Source organism: Ruegeria sp. CF2 (assembly GCF_056537385.1).
In genome coordinates, this window is record NZ_JBQFRL010000001.1 from 1,606,882 (window position 1) to 1,619,018 (window position 12,137).

Consider the following 12,137-nt stretch of genomic DNA (forward strand, 5'->3'; position numbering starts at 1 on the left):
GGGCTGGTCGTCGTCGGCTCGGATGCCGCGGAACCCGGGCTCGGGACAATGCTTGTGGTTGTTGCGCGCCGGCTGTATGTCTGAATCCGCAATTCACAACACCCGGTGAGATCCCCCGATGCCCGTCGAAAAGTCGGAACTGAGCCGCTTTGAGCTTGGTCAATACTATGTCGCCAACCTGTTCCTGAAAGGCATGATCGGCGCAATGCGTCTTTTGCCCTATGAACGGCGCATTGCGACGATGGGGGCGATCGTGCGCGGGTTGGCCCCGGCGGTTGGGTTCACCAAACGTGTGCGAAGCAACCTGAAACTGACCTGCCCTGACCTACCTGAAACCGAAGTCAAACGCATTTGCCGTGCAGTGCCCGACAACGCGGGCCGCGCGATCATGGAACACTTCTCGCCCGAGGATTTCACTGAACGGCAGAAGAACGCAAAAGTATCAGGTTCAGGAATCGCCGCCTTTGAACAAGCGGTGGCCGAAGGTCGGCCGGTGATGATGATCACCGCACATTTTGGCCACTACCTTGCTGCGCGGATCGCTTTGCAGGCGCGCAGCGGCAAGCCGATTGGCTGCCTGTACCGCCGCATGGCCAATCCGTCTTTCAACGAGATGTATGTCGACGCCTTCCACAAAACCGGCGAGCCGATGTTCGAACAAGGCCGGCGCGGCATGGTGGAAATGGTTCGATCCCTCAAGAAGGGCGGCATCATCGCCATCGTATCTGACCTGCACGCCCATGGCGGTGAAGAGCTGACGTTTTTTGGCAAACCCGCTGTCACGTCTGTTTTGAACGCGGAATTGGCGATGAAATACGATGCCGTTCTCATTCCTTGTTATGCGGTGCGCCAAGCCAACGGTATCGATTTCGAGATCGTTTTGCATGATCCGGTGCCGCATACGGACCCCAAGACCATGACCCAATTCATCAACGATGACCTCGAAGGCATGGTGCGGAAACACATGGGCCAATGGTTCTGGATTCACCGACGGTGGAAAGCCTGGAATGGGCTGGGTGTGCAGCCTCAGGACATGCCCTGAGCCGCCCTCTACTTCACCCTTGTTGAGGCGATGATCGGGCCACTGCCGGTGCCCTGAATCAGAACCACCGCGGGCAGGTCCGAAGACAGTTCGATCTGAAAATCCTGTTCAGCCGACCCGTTCCATCGGCCCGCTTCGTGCCATTCCTCAACGACATTCGCGTAGTCCAGATCGTGTCCGGCCAGCTCGCCCCGTCGAATCGACGCGTGGCGCAGGGGCGTGTATTGCACGACCACGACGTCATAGTTTTTCGCGTCGACGAGGTCGACCGGGGCAACGCGGACCGTAACCGTGTTCCCGGACCTCTGCGCCGAAACCGACGCGGTGGGCGCAGCGGTCAAATGCGCGTCGATCAATCGGTTCAAGTCACGGGATTTGGCACCGACGACATCCTGCTGTCCGTTGATCACCATCTGAGGGGTATAGATCATCGAACGGCCGCCGCGCCGCGCATAGGCGCGTTGACGGTCCGTATGCGCCGGATCGGCATACTCGTCCTTCCAACCGATGTAGTCCCAATAGTCCACGTGCAGCGCCAAGCCGATCACGTCATCGCGCTTGGCGAGATCGTGCATGATCGCATCTGCCGGCGGGCAGGACGAACACCCCTGCGAGGTAAACAATTCGACCACCACCGGGCTGTCCGCCCAGGCCGAAGACGCCGACAGAAATACGGACGCAAGAACTGTGGTCAGGGCTGATCTTTTCATTTCACTCTCGGTTTGAGGAGCCTGCAAGCACCGGTGTACTCCGCCACCGGTTCAAGCGCCAATCAAGGTTTCTTGAGACAGGTTTCGGCGGCAATCCGCAAAAATGTGTGCAATGGTATACAAAAATTGCCGCACCCGCCCTGTTGGACCTTGAACCGCAGGCCTTGGTGATGCAGATACCGCTCAGCGAATCCCAATTCCACGTCATTTGAGAGGGAGGCCACAGATGCCCATCAAAGTCGGACAGGATACCGCCAAGACACGCCGCAGCCTGAGCGTGAATGGCAAGTCCATCTCGTATTACTCGATCCCTGCCGCGCAAGAGGCCGGCCTGGGCGATTTCTCCAAGCTTCCTGCCGCGCTGAAAGTGGTGCTGGAAAACATGCTGCGGTTCGAGGACGGCGGTTTTTCGGTTTCCGTCGATGACATCAAGGCCTTTGCCGAATGGGGTGCCAACAACGGGAAGAACCCGCGCGAGATCGCTTACCGCCCTGCCCGCGTGCTGATGCAGGACTTCACCGGCGTTCCGGCCGTTGTCGACCTGGCCGCGATGCGCGACGGCATCAAGGCGCTGGGGGGCGATCCGCAGAAAATCAACCCGCTGAACCCGGTTGACCTAGTCATCGACCACTCGGTCATGATCGACGAATTCGGCAACCCGCGCGCCTTCCAGATGAACGTGGATCGCGAATATGAACGCAACATGGAGCGCTACCAGTTCCTGAAATGGGGCCAGAGCGCGTTCAACAACTTCCGCGTGGTACCGCCGGGCACCGGCATCTGCCACCAGGTGAACCTGGAATACCTGGCCCAGACCGTCTGGACCGATACCGACCAGAACGGCGAAGAAGTCGCCTACCCCGACACGCTGGTCGGCACCGACAGCCACACCACCATGGTCAACGGCATGGCCGTTCTGGGCTGGGGCGTCGGCGGGATCGAGGCCGAGGCCGCGATGCTGGGTCAGCCGATCTCGATGCTGATCCCCGAAGTGATCGGGTTCGAACTGACCGGCGAGATGGTCGAAGGCACCACCGGCACCGACCTTGTTCTGAAGGTCGTCGAGATGCTGCGCGCCAAGGGCGTGGTGGGCAAGTTCGTCGAATTCTACGGCGAAGGCCTGGATCGTCTGCCGCTGGCCGACCGGGCAACCATCGCCAACATGGCGCCCGAATACGGCGCGACGTGCGGCTTCTTCCCCATCGACAACGAAACCCTGCGCTACCTGCGCAATACCGGCCGTGACGAGGACCGCATCGCGCTGGTCGAAGCCTATGCCAAGGAAAACGGGTTCTGGCGTGGTGCGGACTACGCTCCGGTCTACACCGACACGCTGTCCCTGGACATGAGCACGATCGTTCCCGCGATCTCGGGCCCCAAGCGTCCGCAGGACTATGTGCCGCTGACCAACGCCAAGGCCGCCTTCCGCCAGGAGATGGAAAACACTTTCAAGCGCCCGATGGGCAAGGAAGTGCCGGTCAAAGGCGAAGACTACACCATGGAATCGGGCAAGGTCGTGATCGCTTCGATTACGTCGTGCACCAACACCTCGAACCCCTATGTGATGATCGGTGCGGGCCTTGTCGCACGCAAGGCGGCGGCTTTGGGCCTGGACCGCAAACCGTGGGTGAAAACCTCGCTGGCCCCAGGATCGCAGGTCGTATCCGCATATCTTGAGGCCGCTGGCCTGCAGGAAGATCTGGACAAGGTCGGCTTCAACCTCGTTGGTTACGGCTGCACCACCTGCATCGGCAACTCGGGCCCGATCCAGAAAGAGATCTCGGAAGCCATCGCCGAGGGCGACCTTGTGGCGACCTCGGTCCTGTCGGGCAACCGTAACTTCGAAGGCCGGATCTCGCCGGACGTGCGCGCCAACTACCTGGCTTCGCCGCCGCTGGTGGTGGTCTATGCGCTGGCCGGTACGCTGGACATCGACCTAACCTCGGAACCGATCGGTCAGGACAAGGACGGCAACGACGTCTACATGAAGGACATCTGGCCGACCCAGAAAGAGATCGCCGAACTGGTCGAGGCAACCGTAACCCGCGAGGCATTCCAGTCGAAATACGCCGATGTCTTCAAGGGCGACGAGAAATGGCAATCGGTCGAAACCACCGATGCCGAGACCTATGACTGGCCGCCGACGTCGACCTACATCCAGAACCCGCCCTACTTCCAGGGTATGGGGGCACAGCCGGGCACCATCTCGAACATTGAAGGCGCCAAGGTTCTGGCCATTCTGGGCGACATGGTCACCACCGACCACATCTCGCCGGCTGGTTCGTTTGCAACCACCAGCCCCGCGGGCAAATACCTGCTGGAGCGCCAGGTGCAACCGCGCGAGTTCAACTCGTACGGATCGCGCCGTGGCAACCACGAGGTCATGATGCGCGGCACCTTCGCCAACATCCGCATCAAGAACGAGATGCTGGACGGCGTCGAGGGTGGTTACACTAAAGGCCCCGATGGTCAGCAGACCTCGATCTATGACGCATCGATGGCCTATCAGGCGGAAGGCACTCCGCTGGTCGTGATCGGCGGCGAGCAGTATGGCGCCGGTTCCTCGCGGGACTGGGCGGCCAAGGGCACCGCACTGCTGGGCGTCAAAGCCGTGATCGCAGAAAGCTTCGAGCGTATCCACCGCTCGAACCTGGTGGGCATGGGCGTTATCCCGTTCGAGTTCACCGCCGGCGACAACCGCAAGACGCTGGGCTTGAAAGGCGACGAGACCTTCTCGATCCACGGTCTGGACACGATCCAGCCGCTGCAAGAGGTGCCCTGCACCATCACCTACGCAGACGGGACCGAGAAGACCATCACACTCAAGTGCCGCATCGATACCGCGCCCGAGATCGAATACATCGAAAACGGCGGCGTGCTGCACTATGTGCTGCGGAACCTGGCCAAGGCCAGCTAAGCCGGCACAAAGCCAAGAACGCAAGGGCGCCCCGACCGGGCGCCCTTTTTCGTTTCAGGTCTGGCCACTATCGCGTTGTGTTCCGTGCAGATAAGCGGTCTGCTGGGGGCATGGAAAAAGTTGCCTTGATAACTGGTGGTGCTCGCGGAATTGGCCGGGCCATCGCGGTTGATCTGGCCGTGGATCATCGCGTCGCCCTGACGTGGCACAAGACCGAACCGCAGCCCTTGCCCGATGACCGAACGGCCCTGACCCTGCAAAGCAATCTGACGCAAGAAGGTCAGCCCGAAGACGTGGTGCGCCGCGTCATCGACAGGTTCGGCCGGCTGGATGTGATCATCAACAATGCCGGGTTGGTTCAGGCCACGCCGAAGGACAGCTTCAGCCGAAAGGACCACACGGCTATTCTTGATCTCAACCTGCTGGTACCGGCCGCGCTGCTGGCTGCCGCGTTGCCTCACCTGCAGCGGGGAGCGTCGATCGTCAGTATCTCGTCAGTCAACGCCGAACTTCCCCCGCGCGACGCCGCAACCTATGGGGCCAGCAAGGCCGCGCTGAACTTGTGGACCCGCGCCATGGCGAAAGAATTGGGCCCGAACGGCATTCGCGTCAACGCGGTGGCACCCGGAGCGATCAACATCCCCGAAGCCCCAAGGCCCGACGATCTGACCGACCTGTTCGTTCAGAACACGGCGCTGGGGCGTGTTGGGATACCCGAGGACATAGCGCGCGCAGTTCGCTTTCTCGCATCCGAAGACGCGTCCTTCATCACCGGAGAGGTGCTGACCGTCTCTGGCGGGTATCGCCTTTAACCCCGGCGTTACTGCGCGGCGGCTTTTTCCAGTGCGGGTCGGATAGTGCTCTCGATCACGCGCTGGGTGATCGGGCCGGCAAACCGCAGGATGATCGTGCCGTCACCATCGATCACGTAGGTCTCGGGCACGCCGTAGACGCCCCAGTCCAACCCCATGCGGCCATTTTCATCACGCCCGATGGCGGCATAAGGATCACCCAGTTCGCTCAGGAAAGCGTCGGCGTTGGCCAGTTTGTCTTTGTAGTTGATGCCGTAGACCGGAATACCTTCCTGCGCCAGCTTCTCGAGGTTCGGATGCTCGGCGCGGCAGGGAGCACACCAGCTGGCCCAATAGTTCACCAGCTTGACCTGGCCGTCGCGCAGGGTTGCGTCGTCGAACCCCTGTTTGCCTGGAAACTCGGCCAGAACAACGGGCGGCGCTGGCTGGCCTTCGCGGGCCGAGGGCAGCGCGTTGGGATCTTCGCGGAACATGCCGATGGCCGCCAGCACTGCAAAGGCTCCGAAAATCAGTGGTGGAGCAATCATCAACGGCGAGATCTTAGCCATTGCGCGACATCCTCTGTTCGATCTTTTCCATCTCGGCCCGGACCTTGCGACCACGCAGGATGCTGAAAACCACCAGCGCTACCAGCAGGACGATCGAGGCCGCGTAGGAAGACATAACCGTTTCGGCGTATTTTCCCAGATCAGGCATCATCCGTTTACCCTTTCCCGTGCCAGCAGCGCCTTGATGCGCCGCGCGCGGATTTCGGTGCCGGTCCGGTACAGGACCAGCGCGATGAACAGCAGCACGAAGCCGATGATGCAGGTCAGCAGCGGGTAGAAGAACTCGTTGCTGACCTTCTCGGTGGTGTCCGTGCCGGTGATCGCCCCTGCGCGCATCACCGATGCGCCCTGATGCAGACCCTGGTTCCAGAAATTCACCGCATAGCGGCTGAGAATGGCAAAGACCGAGCCCACGATGCACAGGACCGAGGTCAGGTCGGCCGCCGTGTCGGGGTCTTCGATCGCCTCCCAAAGGGCGATGTAGCCCAGATAGAACAGGAACAGGATCAGGAACGAGGTCAGGCGCGGATCCCAAGCCCACCAGGTGCCCCACATGGGCTGCCCCCAGATGGCGCCGGTGGCCAGCGCGATCAGGGTCATCACGATGCCGATCGGCGCTGCGGCGCGTGCAGCAAGGGCGCTGACATGGTGGCGGCGCACCAGCCAGACCAGCGAGGTGGCCAGCATCATCAGCCAGCAATTGATGGCCATCAGCGCCGATGGCACATGCAGATAGATGATCTTGACGGTCGACCCCTGCTTGTAGTCATCCGGCGTGAAGAAGAACCCCCACACCAGCCCGACTACCAGAAACAGGGCCGAGCTGATCCAGAAGAACGGCAGGACCCGCTCGCTGGTGGCGAGGAACTTGCGCGGGTTGGCGTATTCCCACAGGGCGTTGGCTTTGGCTGCTATCGACATGGGCCTTATCTAGTCCGAGTCGGGGGCGTTCTCAATTGACATCGGTCAACGTGCCCCAATCATCTGAGGTTGATGCGCAGCACCGCCGCGCTGGCAAAAGGCAGAAGGGCGACCGTGGCGGCGGTGATCCCGGCCAGCATCAGCAGCGGGGTCTGGACCTCCATCCCGGTGGCACCACGGCGCGCGACCTCGGCCCCGAAGATCAGCGTGGGCACGTAAAGCGGCAGCACCAGCAGCGACAGCAGCAGGCCTCCGCGTTTGAGCCCAACGGTCAGGGCTGCGCCGAAAGTGCCGATCACGCTGAGCGCGGGCGTGCCGATCAGCAGCGAGACGACCAGCCAGCCAAAGCCGGGGCCGGGCAGGTTCAGCAGCACACCCAGCACCGGCGCGGCCAGCACCAGCGGCAGGCCGGTGGTGATCCAATGCGCCAGCGCCTTGATCGTGACCACCGATTCCAGCGGCAGCGGCGCGGTGGCCAGCAGATCGAGCGACCCATCCTCCCAATCCAGTGCCAGCAGGCGATCCAGCGACAGCAGGCAGGCCAGCAATGCGCCCAGCCACAGCACCCCCGGCGCGATGGTCGCCAACAGCGAGGATTGCGGACCCACCGAAAACGGCACCAGAACGGTGACGATCAGGAAGAAGGCCAGCCCGAGGCCGAACCCTCCGCCCGCGCGGAAGGACAGTTTCAGGTCGCGCAACAGCAGGGCGATCACAGGAAGCCTCCGTCGAAGTCATCCAGCGCCTTGGGGCGCGCCTTGTTGAGGCCGACATCCAGGACTTCTCCATCGAGGCCCAGGTCGATATGAGTGGCAATCAGGGCCGAGCCGCCCTGCCCCAGATGCGCCCGCACCGCATCGGCGAACATTGCCACGGCGGTCTTGTCCAGTGACACGGTGGGTTCGTCCAGCATCCAGATCGGGCGGCCGGTCACCAGCATCCGCGCAAGGCCCAGCCGGCGTTTCTGACCCGCCGACAGGTTGCCTGCGTGACGATCGGCCAGTTCGTTCAGGGCAAAGGCCTCCAGCGCGGGCTGGATGTCGCGCGTGCCAAAGACCGAGGCCCAGAAGGTCAGGTTCTCGGTTACGGTCAGGGTGGGTTTCAGCCCGTCGGAATGGGCGGCATAGGCGATCCGGTCCTCGGCCCCCTCGATCCGGCCCGAGAGCGGCGGTTGCAGACCGGCCAGCGTGCGCAGAAGGGTGGTCTTGCCGATCCCGTTCGGGCCGCGCAGGATCAGCGCCTTGCCCGGGGGCAGCGCGAAACTGAGGCCTTCGAGCACGGGCACACCCCCTCGGGCGATGGCAAGGTCGGTCACGGTCAGTGTCATGAGACCCGCTTATCCGATTGGTTGCGGGGGAAAAAGGACGGATTTGCCGCAGGGCCTTTTGGCGGGGCGGGATGTGAGGGGCCAGATGAAGCGGTCAGACCGGCAACAGGGCCAGAGCGATGCGGCGCCCCTCGGACAAAAGCACGTTGTAGGTGCGGCAGGCGGCGGGCGAGTTCATGATCTCGACCCCGATGCCGGCCTCTTCGAGGGTCGACCGCAAATCAGATGGTATGTGAGAAAGATCAGCGCCGGTGCCGATGAACAGAACGTCAACCTGATTGGCCAGCCCTAGAAGGCTCTCGCTGTCCGCAAAACCGCCCCAAGGTCCGGTCCCTCCGGGGCCTGTCAGAACACTGCCTTCGTGAACCTCGCCGCCTATCCGGAAGAATCCCGGCCCATAGCCATCAATCGGAACTGCGTTGGTATATGTGATCTCGTTCAGACGCATGTGATCTTCTATCCCCAAAGCGGCAAGCCCGACAAGGCCGCAGCAGCGATGACTGCATACGCGATCACGCGGTAGACCCGTTCCCTGGCAGGCTGAAACATCCAGCCGCCCAGCCAATTTCCTGCCAGATTCGGAACGGCAAGCGCCAGCCCCAAGCCAACCGTTGACCAGGTCAATTGCCCGAACGCAGCGAGATATCCGAAGATCAGAAAATCAAAGGCCAGAAGGAACAGCAGGATCGTGGCCCGAACAACTGCCACAGGCAACGGGCGAGACATGTAGAACAGGATTACCGCCGGACCCGGGATGCCTGCAACGCCCCCCAAAAAGCCGGCCGCAGCGCCGATGGCAGTTACCATGTTGCGCCGGACTTCGCCGTTGTACCGCAGCCCCGAAATCAGCACGACCAGCATGAACAGGGTCACGAGGCTGACGGCGTAGCGAAAAACCTCAGGCTGGACTCGGGTCAATATCGACAGTCCGACCGGCAGCAAAAGTGCACACCCGACGACAAGTCGCACGAGATCGCGTTTGTCGACATCAACCCAGGCGCGGCGCAGATTGGGAAGTGGCCCGAAGACATCCATGCAGGTCAACGCGATCAAAGCCCCGAACGGACCAAGATAAGGCGTCGACAGCGGCAGAAAGATCAGCGCGGTGCCGAACCCGGAAAACCCTCGAACGATTCCACCCGCGAGGGCTGCAAAAATGATGACGGCCAATCCCGTTGGGGATTGGCCGAACACATCAGGCATCAATATTGGCAAACTGGTTGCCGGCCGTGTTCGATGGCTTGGACCAATCGCGTTTGACCCCCAGCCACAGCAGGATGGTCGAGGCCACGAAAACCGACGAATAGGTCCCTACGATCACGCCCCAGATCATCGCGAAGACGAACCCGCGGATCACGTCACCGCCGAGCACATACAGCGAGACAAGCGCCAGCAACGTGGTGACCGAGGTCATGACGGTTCGGCTGAGCGTTTCATTGATCGAGAGGTTCAGCACCTCTTTCAGGTCCTTCTTCTTGTATTTACGCAGGTTCTCACGCACCCGGTCGAATACGACCACGGTATCGTTCAGCGAGTAACCGACGATTGTCAGAAGCGCGGCGATAATCGCGAGGTCGAAGCGGATCTGCAGCTCGGAAAAAATACCGATCGTCAGCAACACGTCATGCACCAGCGCGGCGACCGCCCCCAACGCGAACTGCCATTCGAACCGCAGCCAGATGTAGACCAGCACCGCTCCGATCGCCAGAACCACAGCAATCACGGCTGTTTGGATCAACTCGCCCGATACTTTCGGGCCCACGGATTCCACCGAAACGAACTGGATATCTGGGATTACAGCCTGCAAGGCGCCTTCGACTGCCGCGATGGTTTCGGCCGTGACAGATTCGGCACCGTCCTGCGCTTGAATGCGGATCATTGCCACGTTCTCATCAGGCCCGAATGTCGGGTCGAAGATTTCGGTGATGGTGACATCCCCGAGGCCCAGCGGCGCAATGGCGTCGCGGTAAACACCGACATCCAATTCCTGCGTGCTCTGGGTCCGGATCGTGGTACCGCCCCGGAAGTCGATCCCGAAGTTCAAACCTTGGAGCATGAACGAAGCGAATGCGATGACCATCATCAGGCCCGAAATGCCCAGCCAGACCTTCCAGCGGCTGAAGAAATCGAACGAGGTGTTTTCGGGTACGAGTTTCAGTCTCATGTCAAACCTCGATCGTTTTCGGGCGGCGCCGTTCGAACCACATGATGATCATCAGTCGCGTCACGAAGATCGCGGTGAAGACCGACGTCAAAATGCCCAGGCCAAGCGTGATGGCAAAGCCGCGAACCGGGCCACTGCCGATGGCGAACAGGATAACGGCGGTGATGAAGGTCGTGATGTTGGCATCCAGAATGGCCGACAGGGCCTTTTCATAGCCCAGGTCGATTGCCCGAGCGGGGCCTTTGGCCGATTTCAGCTCTTCTCGAATACGTTCGAAGATCAGCACATTGGCATCCACCGCCATACCGACCGTCAACACGATCCCGGCAATGCCCGGCAACGTCAATGTCGCGCCAATCAGTGACAACAGCCCAAAGATCAGCCCGACGTTAATCAGCAAAGCGATGTTGGCGAAGATGCCAAAAAGACCATAGCTGAGCGCCATGAAGATCAAGACTGCTGCAAAAGCGACGGTGGTGGCGACCTTACCCGCGTCGATGCTGTCCTGGCCCAGCTCGGGGCCGATCGTACGTTCTTCGAGGAACTCAAGACCCGCCGGCAGCGCACCTGCACGCAGCAGAACAGCAAGGTTCGTGCTTTCTTCGACGGTGAAGTTGCCGGTGATGATGCCGGATCCGCCGGGGATATGGCTTTGGATCACCGGGGCCGAGATCACCTCGTCATCCAGCACGATCGCAAACGGAGCACCGATATTGTCGCGGGTGTAATCGCCGAATTTACGGGCGCCGGATGTGTTGAACCGGAAGCTGACCGCCGGGCGTCCGTTCTGATCGAAGGAAGGCTGCGCGTCGACCAATTCCTCGCCCGTCACGACGGGTGCGGATTCGATGGTATAGTACACGCCGTTTTCGTCGATCGACGGCACGACCTCTTCACCGACGCCAGGCACGACGTCCGGATCGGTGCCGCGGGCCACGACCGGATTGAAGGTTAGTTGCGCCGTGGTACCGATAATGTCCTTCAACTCGCTGGCGCTGCCGATCCCGGGCACCTGAATCAGGATCCGGTCGGTGCCCTGACGCTGGATGGTCGGCTCACGAGTGCCAACCTCGTCGATCCGACGGCGCACGATTTCCAGAGCCTGACGCACCGTGCGATCATCCGAGGCCAGTTTTTCCGCCTCGGACAGCTTTACGATCAGGGTGTCGCCGTCGGCGCTGACTTCGATATCCGTGGCACCGACGCCGGTCAGCGTCTGCACCTGACGGGCCAGCCCGCGCACCGCTTCCAGAGCGCTTGGCATCCCGTCCGGCTGGCTGATGCGAACACGAATCTCATCCGGGGCCGAGGGTTGACGGCGGATGGTTCCGACCGTCGCCCGTTCGTCCCGCAGGGCATCACGAACTTCGGGCCACATGGCCTCCATCCGTGTCTCGTAGACGTCGCCAACCTGAACTTCGGCCAGCAGATGCGCCCCACCGCGCAGATCAAGCCCCAGGTTGACCAATGACGACGGCAACCAGTCGGGCCATTGTTCTGCTTGCGCCTGCATCTCGGGCGTGTCGATGCCCAGTTCGATGGCGGCCTTGGCGTCGTTCGATTGTTCGACCCGCGTGTAGAACGCGTTCGGCAGGGCCATCAGCAGGCCAACCACGCAGACCAGCCAGATCAGGACCCGTTTCCAGGTATCAATTTGCAGCATTACCCTGCCTTTTCAGGAAGTTGCGACGCGAAA

At 61.5% G+C, this 12,137-nt stretch carries 13 protein-coding genes; 3 read left to right on the forward strand and 10 right to left on the reverse strand.

All coding sequences use genetic code 11. The annotated features are described in order from the left end of the window. Window positions 1-118: 118 nt before the first annotated feature. Window positions 119-1,042: a lysophospholipid acyltransferase family protein gene (locus ACR0IR_RS08000; RefSeq protein ID WP_170363205.1), complete on the forward strand. Its 924-nt coding sequence runs from the start codon at window positions 119-121 to the stop codon at window positions 1,040-1,042. An 8-nt stretch (window positions 1,043-1,050) separates the two neighbouring features. On the opposite strand, the gene ACR0IR_RS08005 is transcribed toward ACR0IR_RS08000, so the two are convergent. Then, a complete protein-coding gene (locus ACR0IR_RS08005; protein WP_170358715.1) occupies window positions 1,051-1,752 on the reverse strand; it encodes a DUF1223 domain-containing protein in 702 nt (233 codons plus the stop codon). A gap of 226 nt (window positions 1,753-1,978) precedes the next feature. Between ACR0IR_RS08005 and acnA the strand changes: the two genes are divergently transcribed. Together acnA and ACR0IR_RS08015 are read left to right on the forward strand one after the other, a co-directional pair. After that, window positions 1,979-4,669, forward strand: a complete 2,691-nt coding sequence (gene acnA, locus ACR0IR_RS08010) for an aconitate hydratase AcnA (protein ID WP_170358713.1) — start codon at window positions 1,979-1,981, stop codon at window positions 4,667-4,669. A gap of 110 nt (window positions 4,670-4,779) precedes the next feature. After that, window positions 4,780-5,481 carry an SDR family NAD(P)-dependent oxidoreductase gene (locus ACR0IR_RS08015; RefSeq protein WP_170363204.1) on the forward strand — a complete coding sequence of 234 codons (702 nt, stop codon included), beginning with the start codon at window positions 4,780-4,782 and terminating at the stop codon, window positions 5,479-5,481. 8 nt (window positions 5,482-5,489) lie between these two features. Here the strand turns inward: ACR0IR_RS08015 and ACR0IR_RS08020 are convergent, their stop codons facing one another. The 9 genes from ACR0IR_RS08020 to secD all read right to left on the reverse strand — a co-directional run bounded on the left by ACR0IR_RS08020 (window position 5,490) and on the right by secD (window position 12,104). Then, a complete protein-coding gene (locus ACR0IR_RS08020) occupies window positions 5,490-6,029 on the reverse strand; it encodes a DsbE family thiol:disulfide interchange protein (RefSeq protein ID WP_170338525.1) in 540 nt (179 codons plus the stop codon). After that, window positions 6,022-6,180 (reverse strand): heme exporter protein CcmD, encoded by a 159-nt coding sequence (gene ccmD / locus ACR0IR_RS08025; protein WP_170363203.1) that lies wholly within the window; start codon window positions 6,178-6,180, stop codon window positions 6,022-6,024. The genes ACR0IR_RS08020 and ccmD overlap by 8 nt, the downstream gene beginning before the upstream one ends. After that, window positions 6,177-6,950, reverse strand: a complete 774-nt coding sequence (locus ACR0IR_RS08030) for a heme ABC transporter permease (protein ID WP_170363202.1) — start codon at window positions 6,948-6,950, stop codon at window positions 6,177-6,179. The genes ccmD and ACR0IR_RS08030 overlap by 4 nt, the downstream gene beginning before the upstream one ends. 59 nt (window positions 6,951-7,009) lie before the next feature. Further along, window positions 7,010-7,666 carry a heme exporter protein CcmB gene (gene ccmB, locus ACR0IR_RS08035; RefSeq protein ID WP_093962439.1) on the reverse strand — a complete coding sequence of 219 codons (657 nt, stop codon included), beginning with the start codon at window positions 7,664-7,666 and terminating at the stop codon, window positions 7,010-7,012. Then, entirely contained in the window at window positions 7,663-8,277 is a 615-nt protein-coding gene (gene ccmA / locus ACR0IR_RS08040) for a heme ABC exporter ATP-binding protein CcmA (RefSeq protein WP_170363201.1), read from the reverse strand. The genes ccmB and ccmA overlap by 4 nt, the downstream gene beginning before the upstream one ends. A 94-nt stretch (window positions 8,278-8,371) precedes the next feature. Then, entirely contained in the window at window positions 8,372-8,725 is a 354-nt protein-coding gene (locus ACR0IR_RS08045) for an Mth938-like domain-containing protein (RefSeq protein ID WP_170338015.1), read from the reverse strand. An 8-nt stretch (window positions 8,726-8,733) separates the two neighbouring features. Further along, complete coding sequence (locus tag ACR0IR_RS08050; RefSeq protein WP_170338013.1) at window positions 8,734-9,480, reverse strand: sulfite exporter TauE/SafE family protein; 747 nt, start codon at window positions 9,478-9,480, stop codon at window positions 8,734-8,736. After that, window positions 9,473-10,441 carry a protein translocase subunit SecF gene (secF, locus tag ACR0IR_RS08055; RefSeq protein ID WP_170358702.1) on the reverse strand — a complete coding sequence of 323 codons (969 nt, stop codon included), beginning with the start codon at window positions 10,439-10,441 and terminating at the stop codon, window positions 9,473-9,475. The genes ACR0IR_RS08050 and secF overlap by 8 nt, the downstream gene beginning before the upstream one ends. A gap of 1 nt (window position 10,442) precedes the next feature. Then, window positions 10,443-12,104, reverse strand: a complete 1,662-nt coding sequence (gene secD, locus ACR0IR_RS08060; RefSeq protein WP_480779048.1) for a protein translocase subunit SecD — start codon at window positions 12,102-12,104, stop codon at window positions 10,443-10,445. Window positions 12,105-12,137: the final 33 nt, after the last annotated feature.

Excerpts from the sequence above, each read along its gene's own strand:
- secD (WP_480779048.1), bottom strand. The coding sequence starts at position 12,104 with ATGCTGCAAATTGATACCTGGAAACGGGTCCTGATCTGGCTGGTCTGC.
- acnA (WP_170358713.1), top strand. The coding sequence starts at position 1,979 with ATGCCCATCAAAGTCGGACAGGATACCGCCAAGACACGCCGCAGCCTG.
- secF (WP_170358702.1), bottom strand. The coding sequence starts at position 10,441 with ATGAGACTGAAACTCGTACCCGAAAACACCTCGTTCGATTTCTTCAGC.
- ACR0IR_RS08030 (WP_170363202.1), bottom strand. The coding sequence starts at position 6,950 with ATGTCGATAGCAGCCAAAGCCAACGCCCTGTGGGAATACGCCAACCCG.
- ACR0IR_RS08045 (WP_170338015.1), bottom strand. The coding sequence starts at position 8,725 with ATGCGTCTGAACGAGATCACATATACCAACGCAGTTCCGATTGATGGC.
- ccmA (WP_170363201.1), bottom strand. The coding sequence starts at position 8,277 with ATGACACTGACCGTGACCGACCTTGCCATCGCCCGAGGGGGTGTGCCC.
- ccmD (WP_170363203.1), bottom strand. The coding sequence starts at position 6,180 with ATGATGCCTGATCTGGGAAAATACGCCGAAACGGTTATGTCTTCCTAC.
- ACR0IR_RS08000 (WP_170363205.1), top strand. The coding sequence starts at position 119 with ATGCCCGTCGAAAAGTCGGAACTGAGCCGCTTTGAGCTTGGTCAATAC.
- ACR0IR_RS08050 (WP_170338013.1), bottom strand. The coding sequence starts at position 9,480 with ATGCCTGATGTGTTCGGCCAATCCCCAACGGGATTGGCCGTCATCATT.
- ACR0IR_RS08005 (WP_170358715.1), bottom strand. The coding sequence starts at position 1,752 with ATGAAAAGATCAGCCCTGACCACAGTTCTTGCGTCCGTATTTCTGTCG.
- ACR0IR_RS08015 (WP_170363204.1), top strand. The coding sequence starts at position 4,780 with ATGGAAAAAGTTGCCTTGATAACTGGTGGTGCTCGCGGAATTGGCCGG.
- ACR0IR_RS08020 (WP_170338525.1), bottom strand. The coding sequence starts at position 6,029 with ATGGCTAAGATCTCGCCGTTGATGATTGCTCCACCACTGATTTTCGGA.